Source organism: Streptomyces sp. L2 (assembly GCF_004124325.1).
Lineage (GTDB): Bacteria > Actinomycetota > Actinomycetes > Streptomycetales > Streptomycetaceae > Streptomyces.
The window spans coordinates 825,277-847,361 of record NZ_QBDT01000001.1 but is presented as its reverse complement, the minus strand read 5'-3'; the positions used below and the strand labels follow the sequence as shown (position 1 = coordinate 847,361).

The window sequence follows — 22,085 nt, the reverse complement described above, 5'->3', positions numbered from 1 at the left end:
GCGCCCCGCACACCGCACCCTGCGCCCCGCACCCCGCATCCCGGTCCGGCCCTCCCCAGCCCGCTCGATCGGCAGGAAGGACACACCAGGAGACACCCGCACGCCCACCCCGCCGGAGGCATCCGTGACAGAAGCGCGCAAGCGGCCCACCGTGGCGATCGTCGGAGCGGGAGCGGCGGGCGCCCTGACCGCCGTCCAGCTCTGCGAGACGGCGACCCGCCGCCGGACCCCCCTCGACCTCGTCCTGATCGACCCCGCCCCCGAGGCCGGGCGCGGCACCGCCTACGCCACCACCGACCCCCGGCACCGCCTGAACGTGCCGGCCGGTGGCATGAGCGCCTACCCCGACGAACCAGGACACTTCACCCGCTGGCTGTGCCGGCACGGCGAACCCCAGGTCACCGCCGCCGACTTCGCGACCCGCCACCGCTACGGCGCCTACCTCGCCGACACCCTCGGCCGGGCCATCGTCCGCGCGCAGGGCACGGTCGCCGTACGACGCCTGCGCACCCGCGCCCACCACTGCACCACCACCGCCACGGACACCGCCCCCGGTGCCCGGATCACGCTGCGCCTCACCGACGGGGACGCCCTGACCGCCGACGCCGTCGTCCTCGCCACCGGACCGGCCGGGGCGGTGGCCGACTGGGCGCCGCCCGCCCTGCTCGGCTCACCCCGGTTCGTCACCGGGCCCTGGGTGCCCGGCGCCCTCGACGGACCGGCGGGCGACCACGGCGGGGACGTCCTGCTGGTCGGCAGCGGCCTGACCGCCGTCGACCTGGCTCTGACCCTGGACCGGCCCGGGCGCCGCGTGCACACCGTCTCCCGCGGCGGCCTGCTGCCCGAGGCGCACGCGCTGGGCCCGGCCGGTGAGATGGCCGCACCCGCCGGACTGGGCCCGATGCCCCTGGACCGGCTGCGCCGCACCGTCCTCCGCCACCTGAGCCGCTCCCTGCGTGTCCACGGCGACTGGCGGCCCGCCCTGGACAGCCTCCGCCCACACACCGCACGCCTGTGGCGCGCCCTCACGCCGGGCGAGCGGGAGGAGTTCCTGGTCCGGGACGGCGCCCTGTGGAACACCCACCGACACCGCATGGCCCCGGCCACCGCCGAGCACGTCGAACGGGCCCGCACCGCACGCCGGCTGACCGTGCACACCGGCACCGTCACCGACGCCACCGCCCGCGACGACGGCACCCTCACCGTCCTCCTGTCCGACGGCCGCGCCCTCCACGTGGGCTGGGTGATCGACTGCACCGGTCCCGGACGCCTGCCCGACGGCCCCCTGTGGCAGGGCCTGTTCGCCGACGGCCTCGCGGTCCCCGGCCCGCTCGGCATGGGCGTCGCCACCCGCGACGGCCGCCTCCTCGACGCCCACGGACGCGCCCGGCTGGCGCTCCACACCCTCGGCGCACCCCGACGGGGCGAACTGTGGGAGACCACGGCGGTCCCCGAAATCCGCGTCCAGGCAGCCGAGTTGGCGGGCCGCATCCTCGCGCCGGCCGCCGCGCCGCGCCGTCGGAGCCGCCGCCCGGCCGACGGACACGGGCTGCCCCTGTCCACGCACGCCGAGGCGGCCGCCGCCTACCGCACCGGCCTCGACCGGATCCTGAAGGTACGCTCCGGCGCCGGGGACGCCCTCGCCCGCGCGGTCGCCCTGGACCCCGGTTTCGCCCTCGGCCACGCCGCCCTCGCCCTGCTCGGCCACGAGTGCGGGGCCGCTGTGGACGTGCCCCGCGCCCTCGCCGACGCCCGCCGCAGCGCCCGCGAGCGGGCCGACGAACGGGAGCGGTCCTTCGTCGACACCGTCGGCCGCCGCATCACCGGAGACGACGGCGACCGGGCCCTCGTACGGCACCTGCGCGCACACCCGGCCGACGCGCTCGCGCTGGCCGCCGCCGTCCCCACCATCGCCTTCTCCGGCGTACGCGACCTGGCCGCCGACGACGCCCTCGCCCTGCTCGACCTGACCTCCCCGGCCCACGACGGACACTGGTTCCACACCTCGCTGCTCGCCTTCCTCCGGCAGGGGCAGGGCCGGCTGCACGAGGCCGGTGAACTCGCCCACCGGGCGCTGGCCGCCGAACCCGGCTCCGGGCACGCCGTGCACGCCCTAACCCACGTGCACTACGAGACCGGCGCCCACGAGGCGGGCCGCGACTGGCTGGACCGCTGGGTGGCCGGGCGCGGCCGGGGCGCCGTCCACCGGGCCCACTTCTCCTGGCACATCGCGCTGCACGAACTCGCCCTGGACGACCCGGCGGCGCTGCGCAGGCGCTGGTTCGCCCAGCTGGCGCCCCGGCGGGTGACCGGGGTACGGGCGCTCGTCGACTCCGGGTCGCTGCTGTGGCGGGCGCGGCTGAGCGACAGCTGGCCGGGCGAGCTGCCGGTGGCGGACGTCCTCGACGCCGTCGAACGGGACGTGCTGGAACACCCCGCGACCGCGTTCACCGCCCTGCACGCGGCCGTCGTCCTGACCGCCGACGGCGACCTGCCCGCGCTGCGCCGGCTCCGCGACCACGCGGCGGGCGCGGACGCGGTGCAGCGCGAGGTGATCGTCCCGCTGTGCGAGGCGTTCGCGGCTCTCGTGGAGCGGCGCTTCCATGAGGCGGCCCGCGGACTCGACGCCCTTCTGCCCGCCCTGAGCGGGGTCGGCGGCAGCGCGGCCCAACGCGAGGTGGTGGAGGAGACCCTGCTGTACGCCCTGGTGGCCGACGGCCGCACCGACGCAGCCCGCCGTCTCCTCGACACCCGCCTCGACCGCAAACCGGCCCCCCGAGACCGCCGCCTGCTGGCCGCCCTCCCGCGCTGAGGACACCGCGACGCGGGCTGCGGTCTCTCCGGCCCTGGTTCGACGCCGTTGCCCGGCCGGCCACGGGGCCCCGGCCGGCCGGCCGCCCGATGCCGGGTGGCGAGCGGGGACGACGCATCGGCCCGATCGGCGGGTCGCTTCGCCGGTCACCGGAGGGCAAACCTGCGCACCGGTCCCGGGACGCCGGGTCGCCTCGCCCGGTCCCGGGCGGCGGCCGCCTCGCCGGTCCCAGGAATCGGCCGCTTCGTCGTCCTCCCCCCACGGCGGGTCGTCACCCGCCACGGTGGTCGTCGGTGAAGATGGAGGGGGCGTCGAGGTGACCGGTCGGGTGTGGTGTGGGCGGAGCGGTGGGGAAGGTGCGAGCGTGAGGCTGACCATTCTGGGCGGCGGCGGATTCCGGGTGCCGCTCGTGTACGGGGCGCTGCTGACGGACCGCGCCGAGGGCCGGGTGACCGAGGTCGTGCTGCACGACCTGGACGCCGGTCGACTGTATGCGGTGTCCCGTGTACTGGACGCCCAGGCCGTCGGCGTCCCGGACGCGCCCCGGGTGACCGCGACGACCGACCTCGACGAGGCCCTGCGCGGCGCCGACTTCGTGTTCTCCGCCATCCGCGTCGGCGGACTGCGGGGCCGGGCCGCCGACGAACGGGTGGCCCTCGCCGAGGACGTCCTCGGCCAGGAGACGGTCGGCGCCGGCGGCATCGCCTACGGCCTGCGTACCGTACCCGTCGCCGTCGGCATCGCCCAGCGCGTCGCCCGCCTGGCCCCCGACGCTTGGGTCATCAACTTCACCAACCCGGCCGGCCTGGTCACCGAGGCCATGTCCCGCTACCTCGGCGACCGGGTCATCGGCATCTGCGACTCGCCGGTCGGCCTCGGCCGCCGTATCGCCCGCGTCCTCGGCGCCGACCCGGGCCGGGCGTCCGTCGACTACGTCGGCCTCAACCACCTCGGCTGGGTGCGTGCCCTGCGCGTAGACGGCCGCGACCAGTTGCCCCGGCTGCTGGCCGACCCCGCCCTGCTCGGCTCCTTCGAGGAGGGGCGGCTGTTCGGCGCCGACTGGCTGCGCTCCCTGGGCGCGATTCCCAACGAGTACCTGCACTACTACTACTTCAACCGCGAGGCCGTACGCGCCTGCCAGCAGGCGGAGAAGACCCGCGGCGCCTTCCTCCTGGACCAGCAGGCCCGCTTCTACGAGGAGGCCGGCCGCCCCGGCACCCCCGCCCTGGACCTGTGGAACCGCACCCGCGCCGAACGCGAGGCTACCTACATGGCGGAGAACCGCCGAACGGCGGGCGCCGGTGAACGCGAGGACGACGACCTGTCCGGCGGCTACGAGAAGGTCGCCCTCGCCCTGATGCGGGCCGTCGCCCGCGACGAACGCACCACGCTGATCCTCAACGTCCGCAACCGGGGCACCTTGTCCGTCCTCGACGCCGACGCGGTCGTCGAGGTGCCCTGCCTGGTCGACGCGGGCGGCGCCCACCCCCTCGCCGCCGACCCGCTGCCCGGCCACGCCACCGGCCTGGTCTGCTCGGTCAAGGCCGTCGAGCGCGAGGTGCTCGCCGCCGCCGAGTCCGGCTCCCGCGCCACGGCGGTGAAGGCCTTCGCCCTGCACCCGCTGATCGACTCCGTCGGCGTGGCCCGGCGCCTGGTGGAGGCGTACACCGAGGTCCACCCGGGCCTCGCGTACCTGGAGTGAGGGCCTAGAGGGGCAGCGCCCGCGCCGGGCTGCTCCCGCTCTGCCGGCCGGCGGGCGCGGGCAGCGACGGGAGCGACTCGCCCCGCTGCTGCGGCAGCGACACCGCCCGCAGCGGCCGGGGCCCGGACACCACCGTGTAGTCCGGCCCGAGGAACGGCGGTTCGACCACGCCCACTTCCTCGCCCAGGGCCAGCCTGACCGCCGTCCACGGCGCGTTCACCCCGCACAACGACAGCTGGTGCAGACCGCCGGCGGCCCGCGTGTTGACGTCGAGCAGGACGGGACGGTCGCCGTACATCCGGAACTGGATGTTGGACAGGTGGTGCAGGCCGAAGCCCTCCGCGATGGTGCGGGCCGGTCCCAGCCACTGCTCGTGCAGCGTGAAGCCCCGGCGGCGGCCGTTCTTGGTCCGTCCCACCGCCAGCCGGACCCGGTCGTCCGGTCCGGTCAGACAGTCCACGGACACCTCCGGCTGCCCCAGCCGCGGCATCACCAGCCAGTCCACGGGCTCGCCCGACCGCAGCAACGCCTCGACGACGCCGTCCAGGTGCACCTGCGGACCGGGGAAGCCGCCGAGGTGCGCGAGGGAGAAGGGGGACCGGGTGAGCACGCGGAAGCCGACCCCGCCCGCCCCGGCGGCCGGCTTGAAGCACGCGGTGTCCCCGGCCGCCTCCAACTCCTCCACGGCGGCGACGAGTTCGCCGGCCGAGCGGACCCGCCACCACGGCGGCACGGGAACACCGGCCGAGGCGACCGCCTCGTACGCGGTCACCTTGTCCTCGAACACGGCCACCGCCCGCGCCGTCGGCGCCAGCAGAGCCGTGCCGGCGGCCTCGAACTCGGCGCGGTGCGCGACGATCGCCGCCTGGTGCAGCCGCGGCACGAACACGTCGATCCCGCGCCGCGCGCACTGGTCGAGGGCGTACTCGACGTACCCGGCCGCGGACAGGCCCTCCGGCTCCAGGTCGGCGGTGTCGGCGGCGGCCAGCACGGGTGAGTCCGCGTCGCCGTGCGTCGCGTGGACCTCGATCGCGCGGCCGGCGGGATTACCCCGCAGCTGATCGATGAAGAACACGTTCTCCGCGTACGTACGATTGAGCCAGACGCGTACGCGAGAGATCATGCAGGCCGCCTTTCGCGGTGTGCGGGCAGGGCTGAGCGGCCCGGGCCCGGGCAGGAGAGAGGAAGGGACACCGAACCCGCCCTGCGGCGAAGGGAGTCGGGGCGGTGGTGTCGGGGGCGATCATACGGCTTCGCCCGGCCCGCGCGTACACCGCGGACACCACGAAATCCCGCCTCCCCGGTCCCAGCGGCCCCGGCGTCACCCGTTCGGCCCCGCGCCGCCAGGACTAGTGTGATCAGGTGACAGACATCAGCGTCCTCACCGACACCGCGCCCTGGCAGCACGACTTCGAACGCCGGCTGCGCGCCTCCTACTCCCGCACCGGCCTCGGTGCGGCGGCGGTCGACCGTATGCTGTCGACCGAGCGCGAACGCGCCGTCGACTGGACCGTCGCCGAGATCACCGACGCCGGGACCCGCGTCGGGCACGTGGCCGTGTCCCTGTCCGACGACGACGGCGCGCCCGCGGGCCGGATCGGCGACCTCCACGTCGACGCGCCCCACACCGGCCGCGGCCACGAACGGGCCGCCCGGGACTGGGCCGAGGACTGGTGCGCCGGGCGCGGCGCCCGCAAGCTGCACATACGGCTCACCGAACCCGCGGGCACCCTCTTCGACGACTACGGCGTGCGCGGCCAGGTCAGGGCGCGGCCCCTCGCGTCCCCGCCCGAACCGCTCGACGGCGTCACCGCACGGCCGATGACCCCCGCCGAGTATCCCGGCTGGCTGGCCGCGGAGAAGGCGTCGTACGCCGACGACATCGCCCGGTCCGGGGCGCGCAGCCGTGAGGAGGCCGTACGCAAGTCGGACCGGGACTTCGCGGAGCTGATCCCGGACGGCCTGGCGGCGCCCGACAACACCTTTCTGGTGCTGGAAGCCGCGGGCGCGCCCATCGGCACGGGCTGGCTGTGCCACCGCCATCTCCCGGGCGTCACCTACGGCTACTCGCTCCACATCGAGGAGCGGTACCGCGGAAAGGGCTACGGCCGGGCCGCGATGGCGGCCGGCGAACGGGCGACTCTCGCGGCCGGCGACACGGCGCTGATGTTCACCGTCTGGGGCGGCAACGAGGTCGCGATGAACCTGTACACGAGCGCCGGTTACCAGGTCGTGGAGGAGAGCCGCTCCCTCGACCTGCCCCGCGCCCGGGTCTGACGGGCCGGGGCGCGCGACCTGGCTCATGGGCCCCTTGTCCCCTCCCCCCGAATGTGTTCTCGTGGTGCGGACGACATGATCGGGAGTGACCGGGAGGGGTACGGGTGGAGTCGACGGCCGGGGCCGGGCAGCTGCTGGCCATCAGCGACCTGCACGTCTCCTATCGCGAGAACCGCGCCCTGGTCGAGCGGATGCGCCCCGGGACGGACGAGGACTGGCTCATCGTGGCCGGTGACATCGCCGAGACCGTCGCCGACATCCGCTGGACCCTCGCCACCCTCGCCGGCCGCTTCCGCAAGGTCCTGTGGGCGCCCGGCAACCACGACCTGTGGACCCACCCCAAGGACCCGGTCACGCTGCGCGGTGTCGCCCGCTACGAGCATCTGGTCGAACTGTGCCGGGAACTGGGCGTCACCACGCCCGAGGACCCCTACCCCGTGTGGCGGGGCCCAGGCGGCCCGGCCGTCGTCGCCCCGCTGTTCCTGCTGTACGACTACTCGTTCCTGCCGGACGGCTGCGCCACCAAGGACGAGGGCCTGGCCTACGCGCACGGCACCGGCATCGTCTGCAACGACGAGTTCCTGCTGCACTCCGATCCCTACCCGAGCCGTGAGGACTGGTGCCGCGCCCGGGTCGCCGAGACCGGACGCAGGCTCGCCGAGCTGCCCGAGGACCTGCCGACGGTGCTCGCGGCCCACTACCCGCTGCACCGGCACCCGACGGACGTGCTCCGGCACCCGGAGTTCGCCATGTGGTGCGGCACGGAACTGACCGCCGACTGGCACCGCCGGTTCCGCGTCCGGACCATGGTCTACGGTCATCTGCACATCCCGCGGACCACCTGGCACGACGGCGTGCGCTTCGAAGAGGTCTCCGTGGGATACCCCCGCGAATGGCGAGGGCGCCCGGAAACCCCGGGACAGCCGCGCCGCATCCTGCCGATGGAGGTCGAATCCGGTGATCGAGGAGCTGCTCCCGCAGGCGGTCGTGGCCGTGGAGGCGCACGCTGACAGCCCGCTGTGGGACGCCCCGCTGCACCCGGAGGAGGAGGCGGTCATGGTGCGCGCGGTGGCCAAGCGCCGCCGCGAGTACGCCGCCGTACGCGGCTGCGCCCGGCAGGCCATGGAGAAGCTCGGCGTGCCCGCGCAGCCCGTCGTCACCGGCGCGAGCGGCGCGCCGCGCTGGCCGGACGGCCTGATCGGCAGCATGACCCACAGCGACGGCTACTGTGCCGCCGCCCTGGCCCGCGCCGCCGACCTGGCCTCCCTCGGCATCGACGCCGAGCCGCACGAGCCGCTCCCGCAGGAGGTCGTCTCCTACGTCTTCCTGCCCACCGAGACCGAACGGCTGCGCCTGCTCGCCCGCCGCGCGCCCGAGGTGCACTGGGACCGTCTCCTGTTCAGCGCCAAGGAGTCCGTCTACAAGGCGTGGTTCCCCCTCACCGGCAACTGGCTGGACTTCTCCGAGGCCGACATCGACCTGCGGCCGGAACAGGGCGCCGCGCCGCACGGCACCCTGCGCGCCGAACTCCTCGTGCCCGGCCCCGTGCTGGGCGGCGTCCGCCGGCAGACCTTCGACGGCCGCTGGGCGGTACGCGACGGCGTGCTCACCACCGCCGTCGTCGTCCCGCACCCCTGATCCGCCGGGTCCACCCCGTCACCGGCCTGCCGGGCCCACACCGGTCACCGGCCCCCGGGGCCCACACCCGCTGTCACCTGCCCCGGCCACCGGCCCGCCGGACAGCATCGGCGTCACACGGGTGGGCACCAGTCGCCGAGGAGCCGGAAGAACTGCTCCTCGTTCCCCGTCAGGCCCGCCCGGGCCAGGGCCTGTTCGGCCTCGGCGAGCACGCCGGGCGGCACCACCGCGGGGCCGGTGCCGTCCGGCGGCCCGTCGAAGGCGGCGCGCACGGTGTGCAGCAGCCGCAGATAAGCCTGGACGGCGGTGCGCTCACGGTCGGTCAGTACGGCGGTGGTCATCGGTCGGCTCTCCCCGATTCGGCGTCACGTCTCGCGCGCCCTGCGGCGCCGTGCGCCGCCTCGTACGGCGCACGGGTCCAGCTTGCCGCCCACCACTGACAACGCCGCCCCGCTCCGCGGCGCTTCGCCCGCTCGGCTGATCCGAAACGCTCCGACGGGCCCCCGGGGGCCGCCGCTCAGCCCTGCGGTCCCGGATAGCCCAGGGACAGCTCGATCCGGCCCGCCACACCGTCGCGCCGGCCCGGACCGCGCAGGGCCGAACCGGCCAGCCAGGTGCGGCACTTGCTGGCGAGGAGCAGCCCGAACGTCTCGGCGTCCCGCTCCTCGGCCTGGTCGAAGCGGGTGCGCGCGGCGACCCGGTGGACCGTGGCCTGGAGGGCGGCCCGGTCGGTGTCGTCGGTCAGCAGCCGGGTGGCCACGCCGGCGCCCTCGACGGGGTGGCCGCAGTGGTCGGCCTGCATGTGCCACAGTTCGTGGCCCAGGATCACCAACTGGTGGTCGGGGGCGGTGCGTTCCTCGACGACCACCAGGTCGCGGTCGGCCATGTCCAGCCACAGCCCGCTGGCCGTGCCGGGCGGGAAGACGGCCGTACGGAAGACGACGGGGCGGCCGCGCCGGCGGCTCATCGCCTCGCACAGCGCCCGGTACAGCTCGTGCGGCGGGGCGGGCGCGGGGAGGGTCAGTCCCCCGACGAGCTCCGCGCACAGCCGGCGCATGTCCCTGCCGATGCCCACTGTCCTCCCCCGGCTCACGACTCGGGCCGCTTGACGCTCTCCAGGAGCATGTCGAGCCACTCCGCGACCTTGTCCCGGTGCTGGTCGGTGGGCAGCTGGGCGGCCCGCCAGGCGATCCCGCGCACCCCGTGGTCCTGCAGCAGCCGCTCCAGCGGATCCTGGGCGGCCTGTTCCGCCGCCCGCTCCCGGTCGGCGAGCTTCTGCAGCAGGTCCTGCTCGGTGCGCTGCAGCGCGCCCGCCAGTGCCTCGGGGTCCTCCGCCGTCAGGAATCCGGCGTGCACCCGGAAGAACCGCTGCAGCGCGTCGCAGTGCTCCATGGTGGGCCGCCGGTCGCCGTTGATGAGGGCGCCCGCCTGCTGCCGGGACATGCCCGCGCCGTCGGCGATCTCCTGCTGCGTGTACTTGCGGCCGCCCGGTTTCAGCCGGGTGCGGCGCAGCAGGTCCAGCCGCTGCAGGAAGCGCGCCTGCACGTCCGGCTCGCCCGCGGGCCGGCCGCCGAGCAGCGCCCGTACGACGGGCTCCGGCACGCCGCAGGCGACGCTGAGCCGCCCCACGTCGAAGACCTCGGCGTGCGGCACGCCGAGCCGGTCGGCGAGCGCGGTGACGCGGGCGACGACGGCCGGCAGCTGAGCGGTCGCCGCGGCGCCCGGATCCTCGTAGCCATCCGTCACCGACAGAACTCCTACGTCTCGTGTGGGGCAGGTCCCAGGTGAGGTCGTGACGTTCACCAACGGATGCCGTGAACTTCCCGGAGAGTATCCGGTGCTTCGAACTCACATCCAGGTCTCGCCACAACTGTGGCGAATTTCAGCCGTCAACAGGCATGAAATGCCACGATAGTTGACATGCGTCAGGACGGGCAGCAGGATCGCATCGCCGCGTGAACGGGCGCAGAGGCAAGAGGGGTGACCTCCCGATGGCACAACAGGCAGGAGGGCAGCGGCAGGCGCCGTGGCCCGTCCCCGCGAGCCGCGAGGCCCAGGAGTATCTCCAGGACTGCGCCGCGCTGGTGGAGGCCGTGTCCTTCCCGTCCATGGTCGTCGACCACCGCTGGGACGTCGTCGTGGCGAACAGCGCGTTCGAGACACTTTTCCGTGGCGTGCGACCGCACGCGACCGCCATGCCGGACGCCAACTTCCTCCGGTTCGTCCTGTTCCATCCTGACGCGGCCACGGTCCTCGGCGAGCACGAGGCGGGGTGGTGCCTGCCGATGCTGGCCCGCCTGAAGGCCGCCCTGGAGCTGTACGGCCACGATCACGAACTCCAGGCGATCCGGCGCGAGGTCGGCCAGGACCCGATCATGGAGGCCGCCTACCGGCAGGGTCTGCCGCACTGGATCCGCGCGGTCGGTGAGGCCGCCACGGAACTCGACGGCGCGGTCCGTCTGCTGTTCCACCCGGACCCCCGGCGGGGCACCACCGAGTGCCGCATCGTCGACGAGACCCCCCGGACCCTCCGGGAGCTGGGCTGCACCCGCCTGACCATGGTCCTGCGCGACCCCCGCCGCCCCGCGGCGGCGCCCCGCCGGCCGCGCCGCCCGCGCGCCGCGGCCGCGCACCTCACCGTCGTTCCGGCACCGGAGAGCTGACCCGGCTCCGTCGGCGTTCAGGTCGCCGACGGGGCCGGGTCCGCCCCGGCAGGGGCCGCCCACTGTCACCCCAGGCGTCGCCGATTTCCCGTGCCACCTTTACGCAAACAGCTTGCGTAACTTGCGCTACTCTTGCGTCCATGACGCGACGACTTGCGGAAGTGGCGAAGAAGGTCGGGGTCAGCGAGGCCACGGTCAGCCGGGTGCTCAACGGCAAGCCGGGAGTCTCCGAGTCCACCCGGCAGGCGGTGCTCAGCGCCCTCGACGTGCTCGGCTACGAGCGCCCCACCCAGCTGCGCGGCGAACGCGCCCGGCTGGTCGGCCTGGTCCTGCCCGAACTGCAGAACCCCATCTTCCCCGCGTTCGCCGAGGTCATCGGCGGCGCGCTGGCCCAGCTCGGCCTCACCCCGGTGCTGTGCACGCAGACCAAGGGCGGCGTCTCGGAGGCGGACTACGTCGAGCTGCTGCTCCAGCAGCAGGTCTCCGGCGTCGTCTTCGCCGGCGGCCTGTACGCCCAGGCCGACGCGCCCCACGACCACTACCGGCTGCTCGCCGAGCGCAACATCCCGGTCGTCCTCGTCAACGCGGCCATCGAGCGCCTCGGCTTCCCGGCCGTGTCCTGCGACGACGCGGTCGCCGTCGAGCAGGCCTGGCGGCACCTGGCCTCCCTCGGCCACGAACGGATCGGCCTGGTCCTCGGCCCCGAGGACCACGTGCCCTCGGCCCGCAAACTGGCCGCCGCGCGAGCCATCGCACCCGGCCTGCCCGAGGAATTCGTCGCCCGCGCCATCTTCTCCCTGGAGGGCGGCCACGCGGCCGCCGCGCGACTCATCGACCGCGGCGTCACCGGCCTCATCTGCGCCAGCGACCCCCTCGCGCTCGGCGCCGTCCGGGCCGCCCGCCGGGGCGGCCACGACGTCCCCGGGCGCGTCTCCGTGGTCGGCTACGACGACTCGGCGTTCATGAACTGCACCGAGCCGCCGCTCACCACCGTCCGCCAGCCCATCGAGGCCATGGGGCGCGCGGCCGTGGAGCTGCTGCACGCCCGGATCGGCGGCACCGCCGTACCCGCCGAGGAGCTGCTGTTCGAGCCGGAACTGGTGGTGCGCGGATCCACCGGGCAAGCCCCGCGCGGCTGAGATCCAGAAGATCCATTCGGCTGTCAAATAATTACAGAGTCTGCGCGACATCTTGCGGCACGGTGTCGTGGGTGCTTGAGTGTGCGTCGCCCACCGCTCCTGCCTTGAGGGGTCCACCGATGACAAGCACCGGGTTCCGCCGTACCGTCGCCGCGATCGGCGTCTGTTCCAGCCTCGTCCTCACCGCATCCGCCTGCGGCTCGGACGACGACAGCGCGGCGGGCGGCAAGACCCGCATCACCGTGAACTGCGAGCCACCCAAGAGCGCCAAGACCGACCGGAGATTCTTCGAGCAGGACGTCGCCTCCTTCGAGAAGCAGCATCCGGACATCGACGTCGTCGCCCACGACGCCTTCCCCTGCCAGGACCCGAAGACCTTCGACGCCAAGCTCGCCGGCGGCCAGATGGAGGACGTGTTCTACACGTACTTCACCGACGCCCGGCACGTCGTCGACATCCGCCAGGCCGCCGACCTCACCCCGTACCTCAAGGACCTCAAGAGCTACGGCACCCTGCAGAAGCAGCTCCGGGACATCTACACCGTGGACGGGAAGGTCTACGGCATACCGCGTACCGGATACAGCATGGGGCTGATCTACAACCGCGCCCTGTTCAAGAAGGCCGGCCTCGACCCTGAGAAGCCGCCCGCCACCTGGGCGGAGGTCCGCGCCGACGCCAAGCGGATCGCGGCGCTCGGCGACGGCACCGTCGGGTACGCCGACTACAGCGCCCAGAACCAGGGCGGCTGGCACTTCACCGCCGAGCTGTACTCGCAGGGCGGGGACGTCGTCAGCGCCGACGGCAAGAAGGCCACCATCGACACCCCCGAGGGCCACGCCGTCCTGCAGAACCTGCACGACATGCGCTGGACCGACGACTCCATGGGCAGCAAGCAGCTCCTCGTCATCAACGACGTGCAGCAGATGATGGGGTCCGGCAAGCTCGGCATGTACCTCTCCGCCCCCGACAACATCCCGATCCTCGTCAAGGAGAAGGGCGGCGACTACAAGGACCTCGCCCTCGGCCCGATGCCCGGCGGCAAGGGCACCCTCATCGGCGGCGACGGCTACATGTTCAACAAGCACGACACCCCCGCCCAGATCCGCGCCGGCCTGAAGTGGCTGGACCACATGTTCCTCACCCCCGGCAAGGGCTTCCTCGGCGACTACGCCCGCGCCAAGAAGAACGACGCGCCCGTCGGCCTGCCCGAACCCCGCCTGTTCACGGGCGCCGCCGACGCCAAGGACCAGCAGGTCAAGAAGGCCAACGCCAACGTCCCCGTGGAGAACTATCAGGCCTTCCTCGACGGCGACCAGCAGCTCCGGATGAAGATCGAGCCGCCGGACGCGCAGCAGATCTACTCCGTCCTCGACGGCACCGTCTCCGCCGTCCTCACCAAGAAGGACGCCGACATCGACCAGCTGCTCAAGGACGCCTCCGGCAAGATCGACAGCATCCTGGCCCGGAGCTGACCACCATGACCAAGACGGCCACGCGGCGGCCCGTCCAGCGGGCCGCCGCCCACACGGCCGCGGCGCCGCCCCCACGAGGGGGCCGGGGGCGGCGCCGCCTCCTCGACCAGCTGCGCGCCTACGGCTTCCTCCTCGGCGGCCTGATCTGCTTCGCCCTGTTCTCCTGGTACCCCGCGATCCGCGCGGTCGTCATCGCCTTCCAGAAGTACACCCCGGGCGCGGACCCCCAATGGGTCGGCACGGCCAACTTCACCCGCGTCTGGCACGACCCCGAGTTCTCCGCTGCCTGGCGCAACACCCTCACCTTCACCCTGCTCGCGCTGCTCCTCGGCTTCGCCGTGCCCTTCGTCCTCGCCCTCGTCCTCAACGAACTGCGCCACGCCAAGGCGTTCTTCCGGGTCGTGGTCTACCTGCCCGTCATGATCCCGCCCGTGGTCAGCGCCCTGCTGTGGAAGTGGTTCTACGACCCCGGCGCCGGCCTCGCCAACGAGACGCTCCGCTTCCTCCAACTGCCCACCTCGAACTGGTCCAACGGCACGGACACGGCGCTGATCTCCCTGGTGATCGTCGCCACCTGGGCCAACATGGGCGGCACCGTCCTGATCTACCTGGCCGCCCTGCAGTCCATCCCCGGCGAGCTCTACGAGGCCGCCGAACTGGACGGCGCGAACCTGCTCCAGCGCGTCCGGCACGTCACGGTCCCGCAGACCCGGTTCGTGATCCTGATGCTGATGCTCCTTCAGATCATCGCCACCATGCAGGTGTTCACCGAGCCGTTCGTCATCACCGGCGGCGGACCCGAGAACGCCACCGTCACCATCCTCTACCTCATCTACAAGTACGCCTTCCTCTACGACGACTTCGGCGGCGCCTGCGCGCTCAGCGTCATGCTGCTCGTGCTGCTCGGCGTCTTCTCCGCCGGCTACCTGCGGCTCACCCGCACCGAGGGGGACGCATGAGCACCCGCACCCTCATCTCCCCGGCCACCCTGGCCCGCCCGCGCGGCAAGGCCGTCTACTGGACCGTGTTCACCACCGTCGTCGTGCTCTTCGCGCTCGCCTTCCTCTTCCCCGTGTACTGGATGGTGACCGGTGCGATGAAGTCCCCGGACGAGGTCGCCCGGACCCCGCCCACCCTCGTCCCGCGGCACTGGCACCTCACCGGCTACACCGACGCCTGGGACCTGATGCAGCTCCCCGGGCACCTGTGGAACACGGTGGTGCAGGCGGCCGGCGCATGGGCGTTCCAGCTGGTGTTCTGCACGGCCGCCGCCTACGCCCTGTCCAAGCTGAAACCGGCCTTCGGGTCCGTGATCCTCGGCGGCATCCTCGCCACCCTGATGGTGCCGGCGCAGGCCCTCGTCGTACCCAAGTACCTGACGGTCGCCGACCTGCCGCTGATCCACACCAGCCTGCTCAACGACCCCCTCGGCATCTGGCTGCCGGCCGTCGCCAACGCCTTCAACCTCTATCTGCTCAAGCGGTTCTTCGACCAACTGCCCCGCGACGTCCTGGAGGCCGCCGAGATCGACGGCGCCGGAAAGCTCCGGGTGCTGTGGTCGGTGGTCCTGCCGATGTCCCGGCCCGTCCTCGGCGTGGTGTCGATCTTCGCCCTGGTCGCCGTGTGGCAGGACTTCCTGTGGCCGCTGATGGTCTTCTCCGACACCGGCAAGCAGCCGATCAGCGTGGCCCTCGTCCAGCTGTCGCAGAACATCCAGCTCACCGTGCTCATCGCCGCGATGGTGATCGCCAGCATCCCGATGGTGGCCCTGTTCCTCGTCTTCCAGCGCCACATCATCGCCGGGATCAGCGCGGGCAGCACCAAGGGCTGACGCCGCCGCCCGTCTCGTCAGAAAGGTCAAGCTCAGTGGGACAGCCCACCCCTGCCCGAAAAGACCGTGACTGGTGGCGGTCCGCCGTCATCTACCAGGTGTACGTCCGCAGCTTCGCGGACGGCGACGGCGACGGCACCGGCGACCTCGCCGGGGTCCGCGCCCGGCTGCCCTACCTCGCCGAACTCGGTGTGGAAGCCCTGTGGTTCACCCCCTGGTACCTGTCACCGCTGAAGGACGGCGGCTACGACGTCGCCGACTACCGTGCCATCGACCCGGCGTTCGGCACCCTCGCCGAGGCGGAGAAGCTCATCGCCGAGGCCCGCGAGCTGGGCATCCGCACCATCGTCGACATCGTGCCCAACCACGTCTCCGACCAGCACCCCTGGTTCCGGGGCGCCCTCGCCGCCGGCCCCGGCAGCCCGGAGCGGGAACTGTTCCACTTCCGGCCCGGACGCGGCGAGAACGGCGAACTCCCGCCCAACGACTGGCCGTCGCAGTTCGCCGGCTCCACCGAACCCGTGTGGACGCGGCTCCCCGACGGCGACTGGTACCTGCACCTGTTCACCCCCGAACAGCCGGACCTCAACTGGGCCCACCCGGCCGTGCGCCAGGAGCACGAGGACATCCTGCGCTTCTGGTTCGAGCGAGGCGTCGCGGGCGTACGCATCGACTCGGCGGCCCTCCTTGCCAAGGACCCGGCCCTCCCCGACCTGGCCGGCCGGCCGGATCCACGCCCGCACCCGTTCGTCGACCGCGACGAACTGCACGACATCTACCGCTCCTGGCGGCGCGTGGCCGACGACCACGACGGGGTCTTCGTCGGCGAGGTCTGGCTGCCCGACCCCGAGCGCTTCGCCCGCTACCTGCGCCCCGACGAACTCCACACCGCGTTCAACTTCTCCTTCCTGTCCTGCCCCTGGGACGCGGCACGGCTGCGCATCGCCGTCGACACGACCCTCGCCGAACACGCCCCCGTGGGCGCCCCCGCCACCTGGGTGCTGTGCAACCACGACGTGACGCGCACGGTGACCCGGTACGGCCGCGAGGACACCGCCTTCGACTTCACCACCAAGGCCTTCGGCACCCCGACGGACCTGGCCCTCGGCACCCGCCGGGCGCGGGCGGCGGCCCTGCTGTCGCTGGCGCTGCCCGGCGCCGTGTACCTGTACCAGGGGGAGGAGCTGGGGCTGCCGGAGGCGGACATCCCGGTGGACCGCATACAGGATCCGATGTACTTCCGTTCGGCGGGCGCCGACCCGGGCCGGGACGGCTGCCGGGTGCCGCTGCCCTGGGCCGCCGGTCTGCCGTACGCGGGATTCGGGTCCCGCGAGGAACCGTGGCTGCCGCAGCCGGTCGACTGGGCATCGTATGCGGTCGACCGTCAGCAGGACGACGCCGACTCCATGCTCACCCTCTACCGCCGGGCGATCGCCGCCCGCCCCTTCTTCGGCGACGCCCCCCTGACCTGGCTCCCCGCCCCCGACGGCGTCCTCGCCTTCTCCCGCGCAAAGGGCGCGCTGTGCGTGGTCAACCTCGCCGCCACGCCCGCCGGCCTGCCCCCGCACTCCCGGCTCCTGCTCACCAGCGGCCCGCTCGACGACGCGGGCCGGCTGCCGCAGGACACGGCGGCCTGGCTCGCCGCCTGAGCCGCCGGCGCCCCCCGGCTGTTCCATCCCACGCACCCCCACTACGAAGGGATCGGCACATGCACAGCAGCAGCACCGCCAGACATGTCAGGCGCATGCCAGCGATCGGGGCGGTCGTCGCCCTCGCCGCCGGCACGCTCGTCGCCCTGGCCCCCGCCGCGCACGCCGCCGCGGGCGCCACCCTCCCGTTCACCTCCGTCGAGGCCGAGTCGGCGGCCACCACCGGCACGAAGATCGGCCCCGACTACACCCAAGGGACCCTCGCCTCGGAGGCCTCCGGCCGGCAGGCCGTACGGCTGTCCGCCGGGCAGCGCGTGGAGTTCACCGTGCCGCGCGCCGCCAACGCGGTGAACCTCTCCTACAGCGTCCCCGACGGCCAGTCCGGTTCGCTGGACGTGTACGTCAACGGCACGAAGCTCACCAAGACCCTCCCGGTCACCTCCAAGTACTCCTACATCGACACCGGCTGGATCCCGGGCTCCAAGACGCACCACTTCTTCGACGACTCCCGGCTGCTCCTCGGCCGGGACGTCCAGGCCGGCGACACGGTCGCCGTCGTGGCCACCGGCACCCAGGTCACCGTGGACGTCGCCGACTTCGAACAGGTCGCCCCGGCCGCCACCCAGCCCGCCGGCTCGGTGTCCGTCGTCTCCAAGGGCGCCGACCCCAGCGGCAACGGCGACTCCACCCAGGCCTTCCGCGACGCCGTCGCGGCGGCCCAGGGCGGCACCGTCTGGATCCCGCCAGGCGACTACCGCATCACCTCCTCGCTGAACGGCGTGCAGAACGTCACGCTCCAGGGCGCCGGCAGCTGGCACTCGGTCGTGCACACCTCCCGGTTCATCGACCAGTCCAGCTCCTCCGGCCACGTCCACCTCAAGGACTTCGCCGTCATGGGCGAGGTCACCGAACGCGTCGACTCCAACCCCGACAACTTCGTCAACGGCTCCCTCGGCCCGGACTCCTCCGTCTCCGGCATGTGGATCCAGCACATGAAGTGCGGTATGTGGCTGATGGGCGACAACGACAACCTCGTTGTGGAGAACAGCCGCTTCCTCGACACCACCGCCGACGGCATCAACCTCAACGGCACCGCCAAGGGCGTCCGCGTCCGCGACAACTTCCTGCGCAACCAGGGCGACGACGCCCTCGCCATGTGGTCGCTGTACGCCCCCGACACCGACTCCAGCTTCGAGAACAACACCGTCACCCAGCCCAACCTGGCCAACGGCATCGCCATCTACGGCGGAACCGACATCACCGTCAAGGACAACCTGGTCTCCGACACCAACGCCCTCGGCAGCGGCATCGCGATCTCCAACCAGAAGTTCCTCGACCCCTTCCACCCCCTCGCCGGCACCATCACCGTCGACGGCAACACCCTCGTGCGCACCGGCGCCATGAACCCCAACTGGAACCACCCGATGGGCGCCCTGCGCGTCGACTCCTACGACAGCGCCATCGACGCCTCCGTGAACATCACCGACACCACGATCACCGACAGCCCGTACAGCGCCTTCGAGTTCGTCTCCGGCGGCGGACGCGGCTACCCCGTCCGGAACGTCGACGTCACCGGCGCCACGGTGAGGAACACCGGAACCGTCGTCGTACAGGCCGAGGCACAGGGCGCGGCCACGTTCAAGGAAGTCACCGCCACCCAGACCGGCTCCGCCGGGATCTACAACTGCCCCTACCCGGCGAACTCCGGGGCCTTCACCCTCGCCGACGGCGGCGGCAACTCCGGCTGGTCGAGCACCTGGGCGGACTGCACCACCTGGCCGCAGCCCGGCCAGGGCAACCCCGAACCCGACCCCGGCCGCAACCTCGCCAAGGGCCGCCCCGCCACCGCGACCGGCTCCCAGGACGTATACACCCCCGGCAAAGCGGTCGACGGCGACGCGAACAGCTACTGGGAGTCGGCGAACCACGCCTTCCCGCAGTCCTGGACGGTCGACCTCGGCTCGTCGTACGCGGTCCGCCGGCTCGTGCTGAAGCTGCCCCCGTCCCCGGCCTGGGGCGCCCGCACGCAGACCATCACCGTCCTCGGCAGCACCGACGGCTCGGCGTACTCGACGGTGGTCGCCTCCCACGACTACCGCTTCGACCCGGCCACCGGCAACACCGCGACCGTGACCCTGCCCGACAGCGCGAACCTGCGCTATCTGCGGCTCACCGTCAGCGCCAACTCGGGCTGGCCGACCGGGCAGTTCAGTGAGGTGGAGGCATACCTCGGCTCCTGACCCCGCCTGCACCGTCCCTTCCCGGGGCCCCGCCGGACGCGGCGCGGGCCCCGGGTCGTGGCGCGTCAGCAGGAGGGCACGCCCGCCAGCCAGGCGCCGCCCTTGATGTAGATGTTGGTCAGCCACGAGCCGTTGGTCAGCTTCGCCCAGGCGTCGTTGGTGTAGCCGTCGGCCGTCACCTCCTGGGCGTGCGCCTGGCAGACCACGTTGACCGTGGTCGGCTGGGCGAAGTAGTTCACCACCGAGGCGTTGACGTTCGGTTGGCTGTGCGTGCGCACCCCGGTGCCCCACGTCTGGAACGCCTTGCTGCCCCCGCTCGGCGGCGGCGCGCTGCTGCCGCCGCAGTCCGGCACGCCGGGCAGCTGAGCCGGGCCCTTGATGTAGATGTTGGTCAGCCAGGAGCCGTCGGCCAGCTTGGCCCAGATGTCGTTGGTGTAGCCCTCCGCGGTCACCGTCTCCGCGTGCTCCTGGCACTGCACGGAGACCTGCGTGGGACCGGAGAAGGTGTCCCGCACGGACGCGTGCACGCTCGGCGAGGAGTGCGTGCGCACGCTCGTCCCCCAGGTCTCGAAGACCGTACCGCCGTCGGCCGGCGGGGGAGTGGGACTGCCCTGCGGGTTCACCCGGATCGCGCCCGCGTAGTCCCCGCCCGTGCGCACCCCGGTGACCCGGATGTGCGTGCCGGACTCGTACGCCTCCACCATCTTCCCCGCGCCCAGGTACATGGCGACGTGGTGGATGTGGCCGCTGCCCCAGAACATGAGGTCGCCGGGCACCAGCGGACCGGTGCCCTGGCCGGCGGAGAAGCGGGCCGCGGCGTGGGAGCTGTGGAACTGGTCGTCGGCCGTGCCGTTCAGCAGGTCCTTGCCGGTGGCCCGGTAGTACGCGTAGCGCATCAGGCCCGAGCAGTCGAAGCCCTTGCGCTCGTTGTCGTGGAGGCTGTCCGGATCGGAGCCGTCGTAGTAGCCGTAGGTGGCGCCGGGTGTGGCGCCGTGGCCGCCGCCCCAGCTGTACCAGACGCCGATCTGCGAACAGGCCGCGTCCACCGCGGCCTTCGCGGTCGCCGAGGCGCCCGGGGCGAGCGCCCCGCAGGCCGCGTCCTGGACGGCGGCGCCGGCGTGCGGCGCCGTGACCGCGTGCGCGGCCGTGGGCAGGAAGGCGGCCAGGGCCGCCGCCAGCGTCGTCGCGAGTACCCGGCCGGCGGGGCGGCGGGTCGTACTGATCTGCACGGGACACATCCTTCGTCGTCTACGGCCCGTCACCTCACGGTGCGGACCGGGGCGGTGGGGGGTCTGCTCACGGCACCGGACCCCGCGGCCGCGATGCCGTCACCGGTGCCGCGCCCCACCCCCGTAGGGGCGCGGCACCGGAATCTACGGCAGGAGCGCGGCCCGCATCTTCGCCAGTGCGCGCATCCTGTTGCGCTGCACCGTGCCGCGGTGCGCGCCGAGGCGCTCACCGGCGGAGTCGTGGCTCAGCCCCTCCAAGTCCACGAGGATCACCGCGGCCGCCTCCTTGGGGGAGAGCAGCCTCAGCAGCGCGAGAGCCGTGGCGCCGGCCTCGTACGAGCCGAGCCCGCCGTCCCAGCCCGCCTCCGGCAGCCGGTCCGTGGCCCGTTCCCGCCGGGAGGGGTGCAGCCAGGAGTCGCGCAGCAGATTGAGGGCGACGGCGCAGGTGTAGGCGTACGGGTGCCGCTGCGGCGTCAGCCCCTGGCCGCGGGCCCGCCGGGAGAGCCGCAGATACGTCTCCTGCAGCAGGTCGTCGGCGTCGTGCGGATCGCCGGTCAGCGCGAGCAGGCGTCTGCGCAGTCGCGGCATGTCGGCGGTGAAGGCCGCGTCGAACTGGTCCGGTCCGACGTGGCCGGCGGTACGGGAAGCGGGGCCTGGGCAGGCGCCACCGCTCGTCTTCATGAAGGTTCCCCCGGGTCGGTGTCCTGGTGCTCTTGCCGCTCCTGCCGGTGTGGTCAGGCGGCCCGGGCGGGTGGGGCGGCCGGGCCGTAGCGGGCGGCCGGGGCGTCGCTGAGCAGGGCCCAGTACCGGTCGCCGTACGACCAGTGCCACCACTCCGTCGGGTAGTTGACGAACCCGGCCGCGGTCAGGGCCCGGTCCATCAGGGCCCGGTTGGCGCGGGCCTCGGCGTCGAGGCCGGGGGCCGAGGTGCGGCAGGCGCCCGCGCTCTCCTCCGGGGTCGCGTTGACCTCGGTGCCCAGCGGCAGCTCCGTGCCGTCCTCGGCGCACAGCGTCAGGTCCACCGCTCCGCCGCTGACGTGCGGGGCCACCTCCGGCGGGGAGATGTAGGCGCTCGCGAGTTCGCGGATCAGGCCGGGGCCGGCGTCCGGGCGGGTCGCGCGCAGGGCCGCCGCGTAGCTGTCGAAGTAGCGCCGCTGGAGGTCCGGCGGCCGGTACCCCTCCACCACCAGGAAGCGCACCCCGGCCGGCAGCAGCCGCTGGGCGTGCACCAGGCGGCGCAGCGCGCCGGACCTGAGATGGGCGTAGGCGCCGGTGTCGTCGGCCTGGCGCGGATCCAGGCGCAGTTCGGGTGTCGTGGTGCGCAGGTCGACCAGGGGTTCACCGCACTCCTGCTCGGTGACCTGGGCGACCCGCGGGTCGGAGAGCGTGATGATGTCCGTCACAGGACCAGAGTGGCGCCGGTCCCTGCAAAG

19 protein-coding genes are annotated in these 22,085 nt (G+C 73.2%); 12 read left to right on the top strand and 7 right to left on the bottom strand.

Features of this window, described 5'->3' with window-relative positions; translation table 11 throughout:
* Positions 1-124: 124 nt before the first annotated feature.
* Entirely contained in the window at positions 125-2,812 is a 2,688-nt protein-coding gene (locus DBP14_RS03770; RefSeq protein WP_206739200.1) for an FAD/NAD(P)-binding protein, read from the top strand.
* Positions 2,813-3,176: 364 nt separating this feature from the next.
* Entirely contained in the window at positions 3,177-4,514 is a 1,338-nt protein-coding gene (locus DBP14_RS03765) for a 6-phospho-beta-glucosidase (RefSeq protein WP_129305623.1), read from the top strand.
* 4 nt (positions 4,515-4,518) lie between these two features.
* Here DBP14_RS03765 and DBP14_RS03760 read toward each other — a convergent pair whose 3' ends face one another.
* Positions 4,519-5,637 carry an ATP-grasp domain-containing protein gene (locus tag DBP14_RS03760; RefSeq protein ID WP_129305622.1) on the bottom strand — a complete coding sequence of 373 codons (1,119 nt, stop codon included), beginning with the start codon at positions 5,635-5,637 and terminating at the stop codon, positions 4,519-4,521.
* 239 nt (positions 5,638-5,876) lie between these two features.
* Here DBP14_RS03760 and DBP14_RS03750 point away from each other — a divergent pair, with 239 nt between their 5' ends.
* The 3 genes from DBP14_RS03750 (at position 5,877) to DBP14_RS03740 (ending at position 8,429) form a co-directional block, all read left to right on the top strand.
* Complete coding sequence (locus DBP14_RS03750) at positions 5,877-6,791, top strand: GNAT family N-acetyltransferase (RefSeq protein ID WP_129305621.1); 915 nt, start codon at positions 5,877-5,879, stop codon at positions 6,789-6,791.
* Positions 6,792-6,895: 104 nt separating this feature from the next.
* Positions 6,896-7,801: a metallophosphoesterase gene (locus DBP14_RS03745; protein ID WP_129305620.1), complete on the top strand. Its 906-nt coding sequence runs from the start codon at positions 6,896-6,898 to the stop codon at positions 7,799-7,801.
* Positions 7,749-8,429 (top strand): 4'-phosphopantetheinyl transferase superfamily protein, encoded by a 681-nt coding sequence (locus DBP14_RS03740; protein ID WP_206739199.1) that lies wholly within the window; start codon positions 7,749-7,751, stop codon positions 8,427-8,429. Before DBP14_RS03745 ends, DBP14_RS03740 begins: the two co-directional genes overlap by 53 nt.
* 113 nt (positions 8,430-8,542) lie before the next feature.
* Here DBP14_RS03740 and DBP14_RS03735 read toward each other — a convergent pair whose 3' ends face one another.
* From DBP14_RS03735 to DBP14_RS03725, 3 genes are all read right to left on the bottom strand, one after another.
* A complete protein-coding gene (locus tag DBP14_RS03735) occupies positions 8,543-8,770 on the bottom strand; it encodes a hypothetical protein (protein WP_129305619.1) in 228 nt (75 codons plus the stop codon).
* A gap of 176 nt (positions 8,771-8,946) precedes the next feature.
* On the bottom strand, positions 8,947-9,486 hold the full coding sequence (locus tag DBP14_RS03730; protein WP_129311658.1) for a toxin-antitoxin system, toxin component: 540 nt from the start codon (positions 9,484-9,486) through the stop codon (positions 8,947-8,949).
* Between the two features lie 32 nt (positions 9,487-9,518).
* Entirely contained in the window at positions 9,519-10,175 is a 657-nt protein-coding gene (locus DBP14_RS03725; RefSeq protein WP_129305618.1) for a helix-turn-helix transcriptional regulator, read from the bottom strand.
* A 245-nt stretch (positions 10,176-10,420) separates the two neighbouring features.
* On the opposite strand from DBP14_RS03725, the gene DBP14_RS03720 reads away from it, so the two are divergent.
* The 7 genes from DBP14_RS03720 (at position 10,421) to DBP14_RS03690 (ending at position 19,423) form a co-directional block, all read left to right on the top strand.
* Positions 10,421-11,092 carry a hypothetical protein gene (locus DBP14_RS03720; protein ID WP_129305617.1) on the top strand — a complete coding sequence of 224 codons (672 nt, stop codon included), beginning with the start codon at positions 10,421-10,423 and terminating at the stop codon, positions 11,090-11,092.
* 140 nt (positions 11,093-11,232) lie between these two features.
* Positions 11,233-12,231 carry a LacI family DNA-binding transcriptional regulator gene (locus DBP14_RS03715; protein ID WP_206739198.1) on the top strand — a complete coding sequence of 333 codons (999 nt, stop codon included), beginning with the start codon at positions 11,233-11,235 and terminating at the stop codon, positions 12,229-12,231.
* A 119-nt stretch (positions 12,232-12,350) separates the two neighbouring features.
* Positions 12,351-13,703 carry an extracellular solute-binding protein gene (locus tag DBP14_RS03710; RefSeq protein ID WP_129305616.1) on the top strand — a complete coding sequence of 451 codons (1,353 nt, stop codon included), beginning with the start codon at positions 12,351-12,353 and terminating at the stop codon, positions 13,701-13,703.
* 5 nt (positions 13,704-13,708) lie between these two features.
* The gene (locus DBP14_RS03705) at positions 13,709-14,662 is read left to right on the top strand and encodes a sugar ABC transporter permease (RefSeq protein WP_129305615.1); all 954 of its coding nucleotides are present in this window, start codon (positions 13,709-13,711) and stop codon (positions 14,660-14,662) included.
* Positions 14,659-15,534 carry a carbohydrate ABC transporter permease gene (locus DBP14_RS03700; RefSeq protein WP_129305614.1) on the top strand — a complete coding sequence of 292 codons (876 nt, stop codon included), beginning with the start codon at positions 14,659-14,661 and terminating at the stop codon, positions 15,532-15,534. Before DBP14_RS03705 ends, DBP14_RS03700 begins: the two co-directional genes overlap by 4 nt.
* A 35-nt stretch (positions 15,535-15,569) precedes the next feature.
* The gene (locus DBP14_RS03695) at positions 15,570-17,183 is read left to right on the top strand and encodes an alpha-amylase family glycosyl hydrolase (RefSeq protein ID WP_129305613.1); all 1,614 of its coding nucleotides are present in this window, start codon (positions 15,570-15,572) and stop codon (positions 17,181-17,183) included.
* Positions 17,184-17,242: 59 nt separating this feature from the next.
* Positions 17,243-19,423, top strand: a complete 2,181-nt coding sequence (locus DBP14_RS03690) for a discoidin domain-containing protein (RefSeq protein WP_129305612.1) — start codon at positions 17,243-17,245, stop codon at positions 19,421-19,423.
* Between the two features lie 65 nt (positions 19,424-19,488).
* Here DBP14_RS03690 and DBP14_RS03685 read toward each other — a convergent pair whose 3' ends face one another.
* From DBP14_RS03685 to DBP14_RS03675, 3 genes are all read right to left on the bottom strand, one after another.
* Positions 19,489-20,661: an NlpC/P60 family protein gene (locus tag DBP14_RS03685; protein ID WP_129305611.1), complete on the bottom strand. Its 1,173-nt coding sequence runs from the start codon at positions 20,659-20,661 to the stop codon at positions 19,489-19,491.
* Between the two features lie 135 nt (positions 20,662-20,796).
* Positions 20,797-21,333 carry an RNA polymerase sigma factor gene (locus DBP14_RS03680; protein ID WP_129305610.1) on the bottom strand — a complete coding sequence of 179 codons (537 nt, stop codon included), beginning with the start codon at positions 21,331-21,333 and terminating at the stop codon, positions 20,797-20,799.
* Positions 21,334-21,386: 53 nt separating this feature from the next.
* Positions 21,387-22,055 carry a M15 family metallopeptidase gene (locus DBP14_RS03675; protein WP_129305609.1) on the bottom strand — a complete coding sequence of 223 codons (669 nt, stop codon included), beginning with the start codon at positions 22,053-22,055 and terminating at the stop codon, positions 21,387-21,389.
* Positions 22,056-22,085: the final 30 nt, after the last annotated feature.